An 18,822-nucleotide genomic window follows, 5' to 3' on the forward strand; every position below is an offset into this window, starting at 1 on the left:
GATGCAGGGGTGAGGGATGTGGCGGGTGTGAAAGTCATGGCGGCGTCCGGTGGCGGTGGCCTGCCGGGTACTGCTCCAGGTCGCCGGGGAGATAACGGTATCATCGACCATGGAAATGAGTCAATGCTTGACGTCTCGGAATCTCGGTTCTCGGCGTTTTCTGTTCGGTTGCCGCACAACGTAATCGCAGTACGATACGATTTCGATACCTAATCCTGAGGATGTTGACGGGTCGAGATCGATCGCGATACGGACGGATAACGGTTTCTATCTGTCGGTCAGGCCTGCCTCCACAGCGTCTCGTGGTCCACGCGGTGCAGCAGCGGCTCGCCCGCGACGTACCGCTCGGCGTCCTCCACCATGAACTGGCCCATCCGGGAGAGCTCGTTGCCGTGGGAGCCGGCCACATGCGGGGTGAGGAAGACGTTCGGGAGGTCGTAGAGCGGCGAGTGCGCCGGGAGCGGCTCGGGGTGGGTCACGTCGATGACCGCCGAGAGCCGCCCGCTGAGCACCTCGGCGGTGAGCGCATCGGTGTCGACGAGCTTCCCGCGGGCCGTGTTCACCACGACGGTGCCGTCCCGCATGAGGGCCAGGCGTTCGGCGTTGATGAGATGCTCGGTCTCGGCGAGGTCGGGGGCGTGGACGGTGACCACGTCGGCGCGGGCCACGAGCTCGTCGAGCGACACGAGGGCCGCGCCGAGCGCGGCCGCTTCGGTCTCCTCCACGTACGGGTCGGCGAGCAGGACCGTGAAGTCGAAGGGGCGCAGCAGTTCCACCACGCGCCGCCCGATTTTCGAGGCGCCGATGATCCCGATGACGCGGCCGAAGTTGCCGACCTCGGGGTGGATGTAGCCGAGCGTGAAGGTCCGGTCCTTGCGGAAGTCCTCGCGCAGCTGGAAGATGCCCTTGCCCGCCATGAGGATCGAGGCGAGCGTGTACTCGGCGACCGGCAGCGCGTTCGCGCCGGCCGCGCTCGAGACGGCCAGGCCGCGCTCCCAGCCGCTCTTGCCGATGATCCATTTGACCGTTCCGGCGGCGTGCAGCACCGCTTTGAGACTCGGCGCCCCGGCCAGTGCCTCGTCGCTCAGGTGCGGCGCGCCCCAACTGGAGACGATGACCTCGGCCTCGGCCAGGGCCGCCTTCGCGGCGGGCTCGGTGAAGTCCCGGGCGATGAGGTCGGGGTCGAAGTCGAGCACGGCCGCCAGGCGCCGCATGAGCGGTTCGGGGAAGAGCTGGTGGAGGAACACGGGGTCCATGGCCAGGAGGGCTCGCGGTCGGTCTGCCACTCGGGGTCCTTCGGGGTCGCCGGATAGATATCGGTTTCTAAGTTAGATCTCGATCCGCAGTTTGTCGAGACCTCTGCATCGATCAATCCCGATCGGTCGTGATGCCGAGTCCCGAAGATCATCATGATGATACTGGTAGACAAGGTGATAGAACGAAATAACGATTCGGTAACGTGTGGTGACGAGGCTGCAGCCGCCTCGGGACCTAGTGGATAACGTTATCTGTCTGAGCCTTGATTCTCGTCTTCGCAACCGCTATCGTCCGCATAGACGGACACCGATATGCAGCTCCCGGCCCCGCGGCCGGCCGCGCCGGCGTCCGCATCCCGCATCGGCGGACCCGGAAGGCCCCCCTTCGAAAGGACTCCTGCAATGACGCAAGTCGGGCATCGAACGCGGCCGCGCCTCACAGCGCTGACCGCCGCGCTCGCCGCAGGGATCGCGATGGTCGCGGTCCCGCCTGCGGCGCAGGCCGAGACGAGCTACGACGACCTGCTCACCGCGCACGTCGTCGAGATCAACGAGACCGTGAGCGACGCCGGGTTCGTGCACCCCGGCGTGGGCCTCTCGGCCGACGACCTCCGCAACGCCCAGGCCATGGTCCGCTCGAACCAGGAGCCTTGGGCCTCCTACTTCGACGCGATGACCCAGGTGACGCCGTGGGCCGCACCGGGTTACACGGTCGACAACATGGTGCGCGGCAAACCGGACGTGCCCGTCACTGACACGTTCACCCAGGGCGGCATGCGCAACCGCCTCACCCGCGACTCCTTCGGCGTGCTCACCCAGGCGCTCATGTGGACGATGACCGGCGACGAGGTCTACCGCAAGGGCGCCATCATGGGCCTGCGCACCTGGTCGAACATGAAGGCCGACGGGTACGCGTACTTCCCGGACGCGCACGTCCACACCGGCAAGCCGCTCTCGCAGTTCCTCATGGCCGCCGAGATCATCCGCGCCACCGAACCGGTCGCCGACGACACCCCCGGCACGCACGACGGCTACAACGTCGAGTGGAGCGCCGAAGACGACGCGAAGCTGCTCGGCAACTTCGCGGAGCCGATCGTGAACGTCTTCAACTTCTCCAACGAGAAGTGGATGAACCAGCACAACTTCGGGCTGTACGGCCGCATCGCGACCGCCATCTACGCCGACGACGCCGAGGGCTACGCCAAGGGCGTCGAGTGGTTCACCGTGAACTCGACCTTCGACGACTACACGAGCGGCAGCATGGCCGCCCAGTTCCCGGTGATCGAGGCCGACGACCCGCTCAACCCGTACGGCTACGACTTCGTGCAGCTGCGGGAGATGGGCCGCGACCAGGCGCACGCCGAATGCAACATCGACAACTTCGCCGCGCTCGCGCGCTTCCTCGATGTGCAGGGCACCAAGGTCGACCCCGTCGCCGGCACGGTCTCCACGGCCGACGACGCCGTGACCGCGTACGGCTTCCTCGGGAACCGCCTGCTCAAGGGCGCCGACGCCTTCGCGGGCTTCATGATGGGCGACTGGACGCCCTATGTGGACGAGCGCAACACGGGCGGGGCCATCTCCCAGGCCTACCGCGGCCGCATCTTCAACGCCCTCTCCGAGCTGTACTACCAGTACACGTACGTCGAAGGCGTCGACGTCGAGACCGAGGCCCCCTGGCTGGCCGAGCTCCACGCGCGCATGGACGGCCCGCTCTACCAGTACGGCACCGGCACCGCGAACTTCTGGGCACCGGGCGACAAGAGCATCGAATACTGGGTGGCCTTCCCGCAGGAGATCGCCGGCACCGAACCGCGCCCGGCCGCCGACACGGCCCTGACCTTCGGCAACTACGGGCTCGCGCTCGACGACGGCACCGCGATCACCACCGAGGACGGCCACGCCTTCGCCCGCGCCACCGCCGACGCCGACGGCACCACCAGCGTCATCAGCCGCGTCATGTTCCCGGCCAACAGCCGCATGGGCGTGCTCGTGCGCACCGACGGGCCCGCGACCCTCGAGGTCCTCGACAAGGAGGAGCCGAACGCCGCCAACCCGGACGAGACCGCCGCGAAGATCATGGCGAGCATCGAACTGCCTGACACGCAAGGCGAATGGCGGTACGTCACCTACCCGGCGGGCGGCCTCAACACCCACTTCTTCCGTGTGAAGGGCGACGGCGCGACCGTCGACCTCGACAAGCTCATCTTCAACGCCCAGACCGCGCTCACCCCGCCGGCCTTCGAGCAGACCCGCGACCGCTACTACCTGTGGGCCGGCAACGAGGCGAGCTTCGACCTCTCGGCCGCCGACACGGGCGGATCGGTCGCGTACACCGCCGCCGGCCTGCCTCGCGGCGCGACCCTCGACGCCGCGACCGGCACGCTCACCTGGAAGCCGGGCGACCGCCAGCGCGGCGTCCACCAAGTGCAGGTCGTCGCCGACGACGGCGAGTCGATCACGGCCCGCACCTTCGAACTGTCGGTCGCCCGCAACCGCCCCAAGATGATCGAGGCGGCCGTGGCCGACGGCGTCGACGCCGAGGCCGTCTACACCACCGTCACCCGCGAGCCCTACGAAGCCGCACTCCATGCGACGAGGGACGCCTCCGAGTCGGGCACCGACGCGGAGTTCCGCACCGCCTTCGAATCGCTGCTCGACGCAATCGAGAACCTCGATCTCCTCAGCGCGCGACTCGCAGACGGCACGCTCGACTACACCGGCATGGCCGTCCCGCAAGGCATCTCGACCGGCGGGCTGAACGCCCTCGCCGACGGCGACAACACCAGCAGCTTCGGCGACGTGCGCCTGGGCTCGGTCACGCTCGACTTCGGCACCCGCTACCGGGTCGCGGTCGACGAGTTCGACTTCCGGGCCCGGTTCTCGTTCCCGATGCGCTCCGAGGGCACCAACGTGTACGGCTCGAACGACGGGCTGTCGTGGACGCTCCTGACCGAGCGGGACACCGCGAACACCAACGACTGGGAGTCGATCCCGGTCGTCGCCGACCAGCGCGGCAAGGAGTGGCGCTACCTCAAGCTCCAGGTCGACGACCCGGGCGTCCCGATCGACCCGGCCTACCCGGGCCTGTGGTCCATCGGCGAGTTCCGCATCGGCGGCGACCGCGTCGAGGTCCCGGGCACGATCGACACGCTGACCGTGACCTCGCCGGACGCGTTGGCGGGCAGGGTGACCGCGGGCGACACCGCCCAGGTCGCCTTCACCAGCCCGGAGCCGATCAGCGACGTGACCGCCGCGATCGGCGGCCAGAACATTCCGGTGACCAGCACTGACGGCCTGTCGTGGACCGGCTCGGTCGAGCTCGGTTCGCTCAACGGCGGCGGCCGCCTCGGCCTCACCGTGGACCACACCACGGCTGACGGCGACCAGGCCGCCACCGTGCACGGCTCGACCGACGGCACCGCCCTGTACGGCTCGGACGAAAGCAATCTCGTCGACCTCGCCGACGCGCAAGTGATCAAAGTGGACGGGTCGATCGACGCAACGAAAGCCGCGCAGTCCGCGTTGATGCTCGACGGCAACGCCGCCACCTTCAGCGACGTGGCCGCCGTCGACGGCGAGTTCTACCTCATCTGGGACTTCGGCGAAGGCGCCGAGGCCACGGTGGACCGCGCCGACTTCCTGGCCCGCCAGGACAACAACGGCCTGGTCCGCATGGACGACCAGGTTCTCCAGGGCTCCAACGACCTCCGGAACTGGACGACCCTGACCGACCCGACGTTCAAGACGCTCGCCTGGCAGAACCTCCCGTCGCAGAGCGACGAAGGCTTCCGCTACGTTCGCATCGCGAACAACGTCCTCATCGACATCGCGGAACTCCGGCTCTTCGGCGCCGTCGCCTACGACCTCGACCCGATCCTCGCGCGGGCCGACGCGGTCGACCTGGCCGCCCACTCGCGCGGCTCGGCGATCCTGTTCACCCGCGAAGTGGAGGCCGTGCGAGCGGCCGCCGCCGAGGCCGGCGCCGACGAGTCCGCGCTCGCGCAGCGCCTCCTCGACGCCTGGTCCCTGCTCGAGGACGCCGCGACCACCGCCGCAGCGCCCCTCGACCAGGCGTGGGTCACCGCCAGCTCGGCATCCTGGGACGGCACCAAGAACGCGGCCGCCAACGGCTGGGCCATGTTCGACGGCAACACCGGCACGTTCACCGACACGACCACGAAGAACGGCTGGGTCTCGGTGATCCCGAGCGACGGCACCGCCTTCACGGTCGAGGCCGTGAAGTACCACCCCCGCGGCGGAGCGGTCCCCCGCGCCAACAACGTGTCCCTCCAGGGCTCGAACGACGGCGGCGCGACCTGGACCACCTTCGCCTCCACGGGCATCGCGGTCGCGGGCTGGAACACGGTCACCCTGTCCGCACCGGTCCGATACGAGGCCCTGCGCATCAGCGGCACCGACGGGTACACCAACTTCGCCGAAGTGCAGTTCCTCGTCTCAGCGATCGACAAGACCGGCCTCGACCTCTACCTCACCGAAGCCGGGGCCCTGTCCGAATCCGGCTGGACCGCCGACTCCTGGACCGCCTTCACCACCGCCCGCGACGCCGCCCAAGCAATCGCGAACGACAAGGGCGCCACCCAAGAAGAAGTCGACGAAGCAACCGACGCCCTCGCGGCGGCCACCGCCGGCCTCACCAAGGCATAACCGCTCGACACCAAGGGCCCCAAGCGCAACCGCGCTCGGGGCCCTTTCGCGTGCGCATTCCCGAAACGCCGACGCCCGCCGCCGCGCGCCGATACCCTCGGTCCCATGGCCTCCCCGCGACTCGCATTGAACGCGATCACCGTGACCGCACCTGACCCGCGCGCCCTCGCCGAGTTCTACGCTCGCCTCCTCAGCCTCCCCGTCACCGCCAGCGAACCACCGCGACCCCACGAACCGTCCGAAGCGGGCTGGGCGCAGATCCGCACCGCCGACGGCCTCATCCTGGGCTTCGAGTACGAACGCCACTGGCACCGCCCGGTCTGGCCCGCCGAACCCGACGCCCCGCACGCCACGCAGCACCTCGACATTCAAGTCGACGACCTCGACGCCGCCGCCGACCACGCCGTGGCGCAGGGCGCCGCACTCGCCGAACACCAACCGCAGGACGACGTGCGCGTCCTCTTCGACCCGGTCGGCCACCCCTTCTGCCTCTACCGCTGAACCGCTGGGCGGCAGCGAACTGCGGTGATCCCCGGTTCACGACCGCCGAGACGTAGGGGCGCAAAGCCTGCGGCCCGACCCGATGCCGGCGCGGCGCGAGCGGCCCTCCGATCGAGCCCGCGAACCGTTCGCCCACCGCTACGATCAGGCGGTGAGCATCACGGCCGGGAGCGTCGCCGCGGCGGCGCTCGGCATCGCGACCATCGCCGTCCTCTGGCGGCTCTCACGCGACCTCCGCCGCGGGCGCGGGGAACACGCCGCCGAGACGCCGCGCCCGGCACTCGTCCTCACGGCGGCCGGCGCGGTCGTCGCGGCACTCGGCGCCGCGCTCGTGCTCGCCGACCCCTGGGACACCGCCGACGCCGTCACCATCGGCACGGTCCTCGGCGGTCCCGCGATCGCACTCGTCGGCGATCTCGTCGCCGAACGCGCCACGACCGGTCGGATCGTCGCCTCGCGGATCATCGCCCTCGCCTGCCTGGCCGTGCTCGCCCTCATCGCATTCGCCCTGCCCGCCCTGGTCCTCGCGGCGCTCGCGTTCGCGGCGCTCCTGCTCCTCGCGCTCGCCGCGGCAGGCTGGTTCCGCCTGCCCGCGATGGACGTCGACGATCAGCGATGACCGTGCCGATCAGCGGCCGAGCCGCATCGCCCCGGCCGTGCTCGCGCATCGCCGCCGCACCGCACGTGCCCGTCCTCGTCGCGAGACTCGCGCCGCTCCTGACCACTCGCACCCTCGGGCCGGCTCCGGCCGCCTCACTTGAGCGTCAACGACGGTACGAGTTGAACCGCATCGCCGGTTCCGGCGACACCGTGAACCCCAGTTCCTCGTAGAGCCCTTGGCCCTGATCCGACGCCAGCAGTTCCAGGACCTGCACGTTCTGGTCCTCGAACCAGGCCAGGAGTGCCGTCGTGCACACCCGGCTGAACCCGCGCTTGCGCCACTGCGGATCGGTGACGACGTTGAAGATCCACCCGTAGCGGCCGCTCGGGTTGAACGGGCCCGGCAGCCGCTCGCTGATCGTCCCCACCGCGCACGCGGCCAGGCCCTCGCCCTCCGGCGCGTCGATCACGGTGATGCCGATCGTCGGCTTGTCCTCGCTCATGCGCCGCCGCAGGACCTCGACGGTGGCGGGCTTCCAGCTCTCGTCGGACATGTCGATCCAGTGCGAGAGCATGACCTCGCGGAGGCGGACGATCTCGGGGACGTCGTCGATTTCGGCGTGGCGTGCATTGGTCATGCCGGGAGCATACGGGCGCGAAGGCCCCGCCGCCCAGCCCGTTTCGCGGGTTCCCTCGGCGCGCAGAACGTGCCATGATGTGGTCTATGTCCCACCGCCCCAAGGACCTCAGTCCCGAACAGCTCCGCTTCCGGCCGCAGGGGCCGGTGCGCTGGCTGTCGCCGCGCACGCTCCTGGACACGAGCATGCGGTTCGGGCTCGCGCGCGTCTTCGGCGGCTATGTGGACAAGCGCGAGATCATCGGCGGCCGCCCGCAGGGCGTGTACAACCACGCCGACCGGGACGAGCTGTGGATCGACTACGTCGCCGACATCGGCGACGGCTTCAACGCCACCTACTCGATCGCGTACCTCATGGCCCAGGACCAGATCGAGGTCGGCGGGGAGGTGCTGCCGCGCGGCTCGGTGCTCATCATGGGCGGCGACGAGGTGTACCCGGCGGGGGACTGGCTCGAGTACGAGCAGCGCATGAAGGGCCCGTACGAGGCGGCGAACCCGGCGCATCCGGTGTCGCTGTACGCGATCCCGGGCAACCACGACTGGTTCGACGGCCTGACCGCGTTTGCCCGGCAGTTCACCGAGGGCCGCTCGGTGGGCGGGTACAAGACCGCGCAGAAGCGGTCCTACTTCGCGCTCGAGCTGCCGCACCGCTGGTGGCTGTTCGCGGTCGACGCCCAGTTCGACACCCACCTGGACCAGACCCAGATCGAGTACTTCCGGCACGCGGCCGAGCGAATGCGCGAGGGTGACCAGGTGATCCTGTGCGTGCCGCAGCCGTCGTGGCTGTGGACCGAGGACGACCCGCGCTCGTTCGACCGGATCGACCACTTCATCCGTGACGTGGTCGCCGCGCGGGGCGCGCGCGTGCCGCTCGTCGTCACCGGCGACCGGCACCACTACGCCCACTACCAGGAAGTGGACGGCTCGCGCCATCTCGTCACCGCGGGGGGCGGCGGCGCATACCTCTCGCCGACGCACACGCTGCCGGAGGAGCTGACGGCGCCGCGCAAGTCGGTGCCCGAACCCGATGCGCGCGAACGGGACTACCGGCTCACGAAGGAGTACCCGTCGAAGGCGAAGTCGATGGGGTACGCGTTCGGGATCTTCGCGCGCCTGCCGTGGCTCAACCGCGGCTTCGTGGCGCTCATGGCCGCGGTCGGCATCATCGCCACAGTGTCCATTCTGGAGGGCACAGGCACGTTCGTGGCGGTCACCGTCGTGCTCCTGGCCGCCGGGGTCGGCTTCGCGCACCCCGGCCAGGGCTCCCGCACGTCACGCCATTACATGCTCGGCGGCCTGCACGGTCTCGCGCAGGTCGCGCTGTGGTGGAGCGGGGCGCAGGCCATCACCATGCTCCACGACGTGAACCTGTGGACGTACCTGGCGTACCTGCCGGTCGCCGGGCTCGTCGGCACCTGGCTCGTGGGGCTCTACCTCGTCGTGGCGAACCGCGCGGGCGTCAACGCGAACGAGCTCTTCGCCGGGCTCAACGTGATCGACCAGAAGTGCTTCCTGCGCATCAGGGTCGCCGCCGACGGCGCCACCGTCTACCCGATCGGCCTCGACCGGGTCGGCCGCCGCTGGGTCGCCGACCCCGGAGGGGGGCCGAGGGCCTCGTTCGTCAAACCGGTCGACCCGCTCAAGCCGCGCCTCATCGAGCCCGGCTTCGCGGCCCTCCACCCCGGGCCGCGCCGCGAGGAGCTGCCCCCGCAGAACCCCGTGCGCCGTCTGGTCGCCCAGGCGAACGAGTGGTTCCGCGGCGACTAGCCCCGACCGTCCCCGCCGGTCGAGCCCCTGCCGAACTCGGGTTCCGGCGGCGCCTCCAGGGTCGCGTCCGGGCCGTGCCCGCCGCGGCCCATGAGCCGGTGCAGCGCCGGGCTGAACACGGCCAGGACCACCGAGGTGAGGATCGCGATCCCGGCGAGGATGTAGAAGAACGCGGCCTCGCCCACCCGCGGCACCAGGAACGCGAACGCCTGCCCGCCCAGCGGTGTGCCCACGGCCGGGCCCAGGAACCACACGCCCATCATCTGCCCCTTGAGGTTCGGCGGCGCCAGCTGCGTCGTCACGCTCAAGCCCACGGGCGAGACGCACAGCTCGCCGAACGTGAGCAGCAGGTACACCCAGGCCATCCAGCCGAGCGCGACGAGGGCGCCGTCGTCGGCGCGGGTCTGCAGCCAGCCGAGGAACACGTACGAGAAGCCCACGAGGAACACGCCGATCGCGAACTTGTACGCCGTCCCGAACCGGGTGCCGAGCTTGAGCCAGACGACGCCGAAGATCGGCGAGAACACCAGGATGAAGATCGAGTTGAAGTTCTGCACCCCGCCCGCGGGCAGGTGGAAGCCCCACGAGTCGAGGTCCACCGAGTTCGACGCGAACGCCGTGAGCACCGAGCCCATCTGGAGGTACAGCATCCAGAACACGACCGAGGCGATGAACAGCCCCACATAGGCGCGCAGGCCCGCCTTCTCGGCGGGCGTGATGCCCTTGGCCTCGCCGAAGATGTACACGAAGTACCAGACGGCGGCCGCGATCGACAGTCCCGTCACCACGGTGGGGACGGTGGCGAGCGTGAGCGTCCCCGTCCACGCCCAGATCGCGATCGCCACCGCCGCGATCGCGAGCGAGATGACGAGGATCTTCCGGGTCTGCTGCTTCTCAACTTCGCTCAGCGGACGCGCCGGGCCGATCCCGGCGTGCGTCAGGCGCGGCCAGCCGCGCACGTACCAGAGCAGGCCGAACGCCATGCCGACCGCGGCCGCGCCGAAGCCGAGATGCCAGCGGTCGTCCCCGGCCAGGTACGGGGTGATGAGGATGCCGAGGAACGCGCCGAGGTTGATGCCCATGTAGAACACCGAGAAGCCCGCGTCGCGGCGGGCGTCGGTGTCGTCGTCGTAGAGCTTGCCGACCATCACCGAGATGTTCGGCTTCAACAGCCCCGAGCCGGCGACGACGAGGAACAGCCCGAAGAACACCATCGCCGGGTTCTTGATCGGGATCGCCATCGAGAGGTGGCCGGCCATGATGATGATGCCGCCGATGAGGACGGCGCGCCTCGGCCCCAGGATCCGGTCCGCCAGCCACCCGCCGGGCAGCGCCGTCAGGTACACCAGCCCCGAGTACAGCGAGGCGATCGGGACCGCGACCGTGTCCGGGAGCCCGAGGCCGTTCTGCGCCGTGTCGGCGACGAGGAAGGTGAGCAGGATGCCCTGCAGGCCGTAGAAGCTGAACCGCTCCCACATCTCGGTCCCGAAGAGGACGGCCAGGCCGCGGGGATGGCCGAAGAACTGGCGATCGCGGCCGACGGGACGCGTTTCGCGGTGGGACATCGGCGCTCCCAAGATGCTCGACTGCGTGATCTGCAAGCCCGGCGCGACGTGCGCCGATACCTGCGTACCGTAGTGGCTCCCGCCGGGCCGGGCGGCCGAACGCGCCAACGTGTCATCCCCGAACGGATGCGTTGCGACCGTTTGTCTGATATGCACTGATCGCTGGTCTACGATCCGCCCTATGAGTGACGATCCATACTGGAACTCCGGGCAGGACGAGCCCTCCGGCCGCTTCTCCGGCGGCGACCCCCTCGTCACCGACACCTTCGAACGCTGGTGGCACGCCTCCATGGACGTCGTCCAGCGCTCCTGGCGCACCGTCGGCCTCATCCTCCTCATCGGCGTCGTCCTCCCGCGCTGGATCGTCGGCGCCTACAACAACACCGTGCGCACCCCCGACCTCGACATGACCCGCACCGAATGGGGCACCGTCGTCAGCGAGTACAGCCCCAGCGTCGCCGTCGGCGTCATCGGCGCGCTCCTCTCCCTCGCCGCCCTCTACGTCGCCGGCTCCGCCGCGCTCGCCGCCGTGCGCACCGCCGCCGCCGAGGCCGCGGGCGGCTTCCTCGCCCTCGGCGAGGCCTTCTCCTTCGGCTTCAAACGCGGCGGCACGTTCTTCCTCTGGCTCCTGCTCGCCTGGCTCACCGTCGCCGTCGGCCTCGTCCTCTGCGTCCTGCCCGGCCTGTGGGCGATCTTCGCGCTCAGTCTCATGGCCCCCGCCGCCGTCTTCGAAGCCCGCCGCAGCCCCTACGCCCGCTCCATCCAGCTCACGCACTCGGCGTTCTGGCCCGCCCTGGGCCGCATCATCATCGTCGTGCTCGTCGCCATCGCCGCGAACCTCGTCATCGCCCTCGTCGGCGTCCTCCTGGCCGGACTCTGGCACGGTGTCTTCGCGCCGTGGCTCGCCACCGTCCTCACCGTCCTCACCGAGGCGTTCATGGCCCTGCTGCTGCTCGTGCCGATGATCTGGATCGTCGCCGCGTCCCTGTGCTCCTACGCCTGGCTGCGCGGCCGCACCGAATCGGTCTCCGCCACCTCCCTCTCCGCCGAGGCCGCGGGCGTCGCCATCGACCCGGCCGAACCCGGCGAACCCGGCCATCCCATGCCGAACGAGTAGACCGCAATGCCGAGGCCCGGGCTCGAGCCCGGGCCTTCTTGGTCTTCACCACTTGTTTCGCGCCCCGGATTGGCACTCTCAAGGCGAGAGTGCTATACCTGGAGCTGGCACTCGCGACTGGCGAGTGCTAAACGCGATGAGGTGGTCGAGCCTCCAGAGGTTCACCGTCGCGGGAATGCCGCCTCACCGTCGACCACGAACGTTATCCGAAAGGAAGCCATCGACCATGGCGAAGATGATCGCATTCGACGAGGAGGCTCGCCGCGGGCTCGAGCGAGGCATGAACACCCTCGCCGAAGCCGTCAAGGTGACCCTCGGCCCGAAGGGCCGCAACGTGGTGCTCGACAAGAAGTGGGGCGCGCCGACGATCACCAACGACGGTGTCTCCGTCGCCAAGGAGATCGAGCTCGAAGACCCGTACGAGCGCATCGGCGCCGAACTGGTCAAGGAAGTCGCCAAGAAGACCGACGACGTCGCCGGTGACGGCACCACCACCGCCACCGTGCTCGCCCAGGCCCTCGTCAAGGAAGGCCTCCGCGCGGTCGCCGCCGGCGCCAACCCGATCGCCATCAAGAAGGGCATCGAGAAGGCCGTCGCCGCCGTCGTCGAGCACCTCCAGTCCACCTCCACCGAGGTAGAGACCGAGGAGCAGATCGCCTCCACCGCTTCGATCTCCGCCGGCGACGTCACCGTCGGCGCCATCATCGCCGAGGCGATGGAGAAGGTCGGCAAGGAAGGCGTCATCACCGTCGAGGAGTCGAACACCTTCGGCCTCGACCTCGAGCTCACCGAGGGCATGCGCTTCGACAAGGGCTACCTGTCCGGTTACTTCGTGACCGACCAGGACCGCATGGAGGCCGTGCTCGAGGACCCGTACATCCTCGTCGCCAACCAGAAGATCTCCGCGGTCAAGGACCTGCTCCCGACCCTGGAGAAGGTCACCCAGACCGGCAAGCCGCTCCTGATCATCGCCGAGGACGTGGACGGCGAAGCCCTCCCGACCCTCGTCGTGAACAAGATCCGCGGCATCTTCAAGTCGGCCGCCGTCAAGGCCCCCGGCTTCGGCGACCGCCGCAAGGCCATGCTCGGCGACATCGCCATCCTCACCGGCGGCCAGGTCATCTCCGAGGAGATCGGCCTCAAGCTCGAGAACACCGACCTGTCCCTCCTGGGCCAGGCCCGCAAGGTCGTCATCACCAAGGACGACACCATCATCGTCGACGGCGGCGGCGAGGAAGAGGCGATCCAGGGCCGGATCAACCAGATCCGCGCCGAGATCGACAACTCCGACTCCGACTACGACCGCGAGAAGCTGCAGGAGCGCCTCGCGCGCCTCGCCGGCGGCGTCGCCGTCATCAAGGTCGGCGCGGCCACCGAGGTCGAGCTCAAGGAGCGCAAGCACCGCGTCGAAGACGCCGTGCGCAACGCCAAGGCCGCGGTCGAAGAGGGCATCCTCGCCGGCGGCGGCACCGCGCTGGCCCAGGCCGGCGCGATCGCGTTCGACAAGATCGAGGCCGAGGGCGACGAGGCGACCGGTGTCGAGATCGTGCGCCGCTCGCTCGGCGCGCCGCTGCGCGCCATCGCCGAGAACGCCGGCCTCGAGGGCGGCGTCGTGGTGGAGAAGGTCCGCAACCTGCCCACCGGCCACGGCCTGAACGCCGCGACCGGCGAGTACGTGGACATGCTCGCCGCGGGCATCCCCGACCCGACCAAGGTCACCCGCTCGGCGCTGCAGAACGCCGCGTCGATCGCCGCGCTGTTCCTGACCACCGAGGCCGTCGTCGCCGACGCCCCGGAGAAGGAGTCCGCCGGCGGCGCGCCCGACATGGGCGGCATGGGCGGCATGATGTAAGCAGCCCGGCAGGGTTGCTCGCTCAGGCCGACTGAGTACTGCGAGGGAGGACCGCTCACTGTATCGTGAGTGGTTCTCCCTTTCTCTGTACTGGCTTGCAGTGCAGACGGCGTAGTCCGCTGCGCGAGCGCGGCATACCGCCCCCTCCAGGGGCGGTATGCCGCGTCTGCACGCTCCCCGCGCACTCTTTCGGGTGACACATTTCCTTACGACGGTAAGAACCGGGGTTTCCTGTCGGACCCCCGCGAAATACTTGAGCAGGGGACGCCCCCCTGGGAGGGCGGGGGACTGCCCGGAGCCGGAACGCCACTCGAACCGGCTGCGCCCCAGCAGCTTCCAGCCCTTCACAGACCGTCCGGGCCGGGCTACCCTGAGGCCGTGCCCCCCGCGCCCCGCAGCGAGAACCGCCTCGCGGCCGCCGTCTTCCTCGCGGTCGCCCTCCTCGGCCTGGGCGCCGCCGCGTTCCTCGCCGGCATCACCGCCGAGAGCCGCGCCCCCGACCCCCCGACCGACGACACGACCACCGCCTTCGCGCCGCCCGCCCACCGCGACACCGGCCCCGCCGTCCTCGTCTGCCCCGCCGACCCCGAGACCTTCGCCGCCGCCAACGAAGGCGTCAACTACAACGACCGCATCATGAACGAGCAGCACTACGAAGACTGCCTCGCCGGCGGCCACCACGACCTCGCCGCCGCCATCGCCGCCGCCGCACCCGACGCCCGCATCCTCGTCCTCCCCGGCACCTACGAAACCGACGAGACCATCACCGTCGACGGCCGCACCGGACTCCAGATCGAAGGCCTCGGCGACACCCCCGACGACGTCCACTTCACCGCAGGATTCCACGCCGACACCGTCTTCGAAGCCCGCGCCGCCGACGGCCTCCACCTCAGCGGCATCGCCTTCGGCCAAGCCCGCGACACCGCCCTCCTCCTCACCGGCACCACCGGCGCCACCCTCGACCGCGTCGCCGCCACCCAGACCGGCGCCTACGGCCTCCGCATCACCGACTCCACCTCCATCGCCCTCACCGGCTGCCGCGCCGAAGCCGCCGACCTGGCCGGCATCGCCCTCGACACCGTCGACGGCGCCGTCACCGGCTGCGAAGCCACCGGCAACCTCGTCGGCCTCCTCGCCACCGGCGGCGACACCCTCGACCTCGCCGAGAACCGCCTCCACGCCAACACCACCGGCCTCGCCGCCACCGGCCACGACGTCGACGTCACCGCGAACCTCGTGCACGGCAACAACACCGACCACTACGACCGCCTCGACACCCCCGCCTGCGGCCCCCTCGCCGACCGCGACTGGACCGCCGGCATCTGCCCCGCCCGCACCTACCCCTCCGGCATCGGCATCCTCATCACCGACGGCGTCGGCGTCGACGTCACCCAGAACCGCCTCTGGAACCAGCAGTACGCCGCCATCGCCACCTGGGGCACCCCCGGCCTCGAAGGCGACGGCGGCGACCGCAACCGCTTCACCGCCAACACCTTCGGCGTCCGCGACGACGGCCAGCGCCAGCGCAACCGCCTCGACCTGTGGTGGGACGGCGTCGGCGCCGGGAACTGCTTCTCCGAACCGGACGCCTTCCGCACCGCCCCCACCGCCCTGCCCGCCTGCGACATCGTCTCCGAGCCCTCCCGCCTCCTCGCCGACCCGCTGCGCACCGCGAAGCTGTGGCAGTGCGGCATCGGCGACACCGCCGCGGGCGTCCCGGCCGGCTGCGACTGGCTCGGGGCGCGCTTCACCGACCGGCTCGAGTTCCAGGCCGCCGTGGCGTTCGCGGCCGGGCTGCTGTTCCTCACCGGCGCGGGCTGGCTGGCGGCCGCCCGCACCGACGACCCGCCGCGGGCGGGCCGGATGACGTTCTCCGCCTTGGCGACCGGTGCGGGAGGGCTGCTGCTCGTGCTCGCCGTCTGGTCGGGCCGGGCCGATTACGAGGCGCTGGCGATCGGCCTGTGGGGGTTCGGGTGGATCCTGGCGGGGCGGTCGTGGCGGCAGTGCGGGATGCCGGTGTTCGGGTTGTTCACGGGGTTCATCGGGGCGACGGCGGTGCTCGACGCGATCGACCGGGCGGTGTGGACGGTGCCGTTCGTGCCGGTCTCGCCGGCGTGGTGCTGGCTCGCCCTGCTTCCATTGTGGACTTTGGTGGCGCTGGGGCTGGCGTTCGGGCCGCGCCGCCGCGAGCCCGAGCGGCCCCCGGTGGAGCGCACGCCGGTGACGGCGCCGTCGCACGACCGCTTCGACTGGTGACGCTCGGTCGCGTAACCTTGCTCCATGACTTGGACCTGGAAGCTCGAAGACGCCGACGGCAATGCGATCGACACCCCCGACAGCGACCTGGGCAGCCAGGGCGACGCGGAGTCGTGGCTGGGCGAGCGGTGGCGCGACTTCGCCGACCAGGGCGCGACGGCCGCGATCCTGCTCGAGGACGGCCGCCAGGTCTACCGCATGGAGCTCTCTCCGGCCGAGGAGTAGGGCGCTGCGGAGGGTGCCCCGTCTTTCGTGTGTCGCCGCTTGCGGCCAGCCCGTAATAGGCTGGGCGGTGTGACCGACGCTGGCTCCCTCACTCTGACCGCGACCCGTGCGAAGGCCGGGCTCGACGCCCGGCGCGGGATCGTGCGCCTCCACCCCGAGGCCCTGACCGCGCTCGGCCTGCGTCCGGGGGACGCGGTCGAGGTGACGGGGCGGCGCGCGACGGCCGCGATCGCGCTGGCCGCCGACCGGTACGCGTCCCGGCGGGCGCTGTACGCCGACGATCTGACGCTGGGGAACATCGGTGCGCGCGACGGCGACCCGGTGCGGCTCGCTCCGGTCGACCTCGTGGCGGCGGACCGGGTGGTGCTGTCGGGTCCGGCGTCGGCGGTGGCCGTGGTGGATCCTGACACGCTGCGGCTGGCGCTCCTGTCGAAGGTCGTGGGCGAGGGCGACGACGTGTCGCTGCTGCCGATCGAGTTGGGGGACGCGCAGCGCGAGATCGTCGCGGCGACGCGCCGCACCCTCAACAACACGCTCGGGATCGGCTGGACCACGATGGTGCTCAACGTGGTCGAGGCCAGTCCGGCCCATGGCGCGATGGTCACTTCGGACACGCGCGTGGAGTGGGAGTCGGCGGTGCCGGCCGCTGTCGAGCTGCCGCTGGAGTCCGGCCGGGTCGCGAACCTGGGCCGCGCCCGCGCCCCGATGCCCGCTTCGTACGCGGCCGGTGAGGTCGCCGCGGTCCGTCCGCGCGCCGAGGCCGCGGGCCCGGTGCGGGCGCCGCGGGCCGAGGCGCAGCCGGGTGTCGCGCCGATCCCGTATGAGGAGCTGGCCGGGGCGAAGATTCCCGCCGAGGAGCTGCGGGAGCTGCTCGACCTCGGTTTCAACCACCGCGAGGTCCTGAAGGTGGTGGGCACGGACATGGCGCTGGGCGTGCTCGTCTCGGGCCCGTCGGGCGCGGGCAAGGCCACCGTGGTCCGCTCGGTCGCGGCGGCCGTGGGCGCGCGCGTCAGCGAGGTCTCCGGTCATGATCTGGCCGCGCTCGAGGCGAACGCGGCGGCCGACCAGCTCCGCGCCGCCGTCGCCGCCCTGGCCGTCCCGGGCGTGCTCCTGGTGCGCGGCGTCGAGGCGATCGCGCCCGCGGGGAAGCGGACCTCGTTGGGCACCATGTTCACCCGGCTCGTGGACGAGGTCCTGGAGGCGCCGGGCGAGCACGCCGTGGTGTGCACGACCGCGCGCGTGGAGGACGTCGACACGGCGCTGCGCTCGCGTCTCGAGCACGAGGTCGTGGTGCCGATGCCGGACGCCGACGCCCGCCGGGACCTCCTCGTCTACTTCACGCGCGGCATGAAGGTCGCCGAGGACGTGAAGCTGGAGTCGGTGGCGCACCGCGCGCCCGGTTACGTCGCCTCCGACCTCGCGGTGATGGTCCGCGAGGCGGGCGTGCGGGCCGCCATGCGCGCCAAGGACGGCGGCGCGACCGCCCTGCAGGTCGCGGACTTCGACGGCGCGCTCGAATCGGTGCGGCCGACGAGCATGTCGGGCGACTCGGTGGAGCTCGGCGGGCTCACCCTCGCCGACGTGGGCGGCATGGAGGACCTGAAGCAGACCCTCACCGAGACGGTGCTGTGGCCGCTGACCTACCCGGACGCGTTCACGCGCCTGGGCATCGAGGCCCCGCGCGGCATCCTCCTCTATGGACCTCCCGGGTGCGGGAAGACGTACATCGTGCGGGCGGTCGCGGGCGAGGGCCATGCGAACGTCTTGAGTGTCAAGGGCTCCGAGCTGCTGAACAAGTGGGTGGGCGAGTCGGAGAAGAACGTGCGCGAGCTGTTCCGCCGCGCCCGCCAGGCCAGCCCCACTTTGATGTTCTTCGACGAGCTCGACGCCCTCGCGCCGGTGCGCGGGGCCGGGACCGACGGCGGCACCGCCGACCGCGTGGTCGCCGCTCTGCTCACCGAGCTCGACGGCGCCGAGTCCTTGCGCGACGTCGTCGTCGTGGGCGCCACGAACCGGCCCGACATGATCGACCCGGCGCTGCTGCGCCCCGGCCGCCTCGAACGGCTCGTGTACGTGCCGCCGCCGGATTCCCAGGGCCGCGCGGACATCCTGCGCGCCAACGCGAAGAACGTCCCGTTCGCCGACGACGTGAACCTCGACGAGGTCGCCGACGAGCTGTGGCTCTACTCGGCCGCGGACTGCGCCGCGCTCGTGCGCGAGGCCGCGCTCACCGCGATGCGCGAGTCCCTCGACGCCAGCATCGTCACCGCTGCCCATGTGGCGCAGGCGATGGAGCGCGTCCGTCCCAGCCTCGACCCCGAGCAGCTCGAATACCTCGAGAACTACGCGGGCAACCGCGAGGGCTGAACACCCGATCG

General features: G+C 70.6%; 12 protein-coding genes. 9 read left to right on the forward strand and 3 right to left on the reverse strand.

Annotation, left to right across the window (positions count from 1 at the left end):
• Positions 1 to 278: 278 nt before the first annotated feature.
• Positions 279 to 1,286, reverse strand: coding sequence for a hydroxyacid dehydrogenase (locus J5V16_RS25620; protein WP_208498739.1), 1,008 nt, complete (start codon positions 1,284 to 1,286; stop codon positions 279 to 281).
• A gap of 372 nt (positions 1,287 to 1,658) precedes the next feature.
• Here J5V16_RS25620 and J5V16_RS19945 point away from each other — a divergent pair, with 372 nt between their 5' ends.
• From J5V16_RS19945 to J5V16_RS19955, 3 genes are all read left to right on the forward strand, one after another.
• On the forward strand, positions 1,659 to 5,924 hold the full coding sequence (locus J5V16_RS19945) for a putative Ig domain-containing protein (RefSeq protein ID WP_208498740.1): 4,266 nt from the start codon (positions 1,659 to 1,661) through the stop codon (positions 5,922 to 5,924).
• A 105-nt stretch (positions 5,925 to 6,029) separates the two neighbouring features.
• Positions 6,030 to 6,425: a VOC family protein gene (locus tag J5V16_RS19950; RefSeq protein WP_208498741.1), complete on the forward strand. Its 396-nt coding sequence runs from the start codon at positions 6,030 to 6,032 to the stop codon at positions 6,423 to 6,425.
• Between the two features lie 151 nt (positions 6,426 to 6,576).
• The gene (locus J5V16_RS19955) at positions 6,577 to 7,044 is read left to right on the forward strand and encodes a low temperature requirement protein A (RefSeq protein ID WP_208498742.1); all 468 of its coding nucleotides are present in this window, start codon (positions 6,577 to 6,579) and stop codon (positions 7,042 to 7,044) included.
• 145 nt (positions 7,045 to 7,189) lie between these two features.
• Here J5V16_RS19955 and J5V16_RS19960 read toward each other — a convergent pair whose 3' ends face one another.
• Positions 7,190 to 7,663 carry a GNAT family N-acetyltransferase gene (locus J5V16_RS19960; RefSeq protein WP_208498743.1) on the reverse strand — a complete coding sequence of 158 codons (474 nt, stop codon included), beginning with the start codon at positions 7,661 to 7,663 and terminating at the stop codon, positions 7,190 to 7,192.
• An 86-nt stretch (positions 7,664 to 7,749) separates the two neighbouring features.
• Between J5V16_RS19960 and J5V16_RS19965 the strand changes: the two genes are divergently transcribed.
• A complete protein-coding gene (locus J5V16_RS19965) occupies positions 7,750 to 9,429 on the forward strand; it encodes a metallophosphoesterase (RefSeq protein WP_208498744.1) in 1,680 nt (559 codons plus the stop codon).
• On the opposite strand, the gene J5V16_RS19970 is transcribed toward J5V16_RS19965, so the two are convergent.
• On the reverse strand, positions 9,426 to 10,994 hold the full coding sequence (locus J5V16_RS19970) for a peptide MFS transporter (protein ID WP_208498745.1): 1,569 nt from the start codon (positions 10,992 to 10,994) through the stop codon (positions 9,426 to 9,428). The genes J5V16_RS19965 and J5V16_RS19970 overlap by 4 nt on opposite strands.
• A 181-nt stretch (positions 10,995 to 11,175) precedes the next feature.
• Here J5V16_RS19970 and J5V16_RS19975 point away from each other — a divergent pair, with 181 nt between their 5' ends.
• The 5 genes from J5V16_RS19975 to J5V16_RS19995 all read left to right on the forward strand — a co-directional run bounded on the left by J5V16_RS19975 (position 11,176) and on the right by J5V16_RS19995 (position 18,811).
• Positions 11,176 to 12,111: a hypothetical protein gene (locus J5V16_RS19975; RefSeq protein ID WP_208498746.1), complete on the forward strand. Its 936-nt coding sequence runs from the start codon at positions 11,176 to 11,178 to the stop codon at positions 12,109 to 12,111.
• A gap of 226 nt (positions 12,112 to 12,337) precedes the next feature.
• The gene (gene groL, locus J5V16_RS19980; RefSeq protein ID WP_208498747.1) at positions 12,338 to 13,963 is read left to right on the forward strand and encodes a chaperonin GroEL; all 1,626 of its coding nucleotides are present in this window, start codon (positions 12,338 to 12,340) and stop codon (positions 13,961 to 13,963) included.
• A gap of 378 nt (positions 13,964 to 14,341) precedes the next feature.
• Entirely contained in the window at positions 14,342 to 16,219 is a 1,878-nt protein-coding gene (locus J5V16_RS19985) for a right-handed parallel beta-helix repeat-containing protein (RefSeq protein WP_208498748.1), read from the forward strand.
• 24 nt (positions 16,220 to 16,243) lie between these two features.
• Entirely contained in the window at positions 16,244 to 16,444 is a 201-nt protein-coding gene (locus J5V16_RS19990; RefSeq protein WP_208498749.1) for a hypothetical protein, read from the forward strand.
• 69 nt (positions 16,445 to 16,513) lie between these two features.
• A complete protein-coding gene (locus J5V16_RS19995) occupies positions 16,514 to 18,811 on the forward strand; it encodes an AAA family ATPase (protein WP_208498750.1) in 2,298 nt (765 codons plus the stop codon).
• Positions 18,812 to 18,822 lie beyond the last annotated feature (11 nt).

The organism is Glycomyces niveus (genome assembly GCF_017592475.1).
GTDB classification, from domain to species: domain Bacteria; phylum Actinomycetota; class Actinomycetes; order Mycobacteriales; family Micromonosporaceae; genus Glycomyces; species Glycomyces niveus.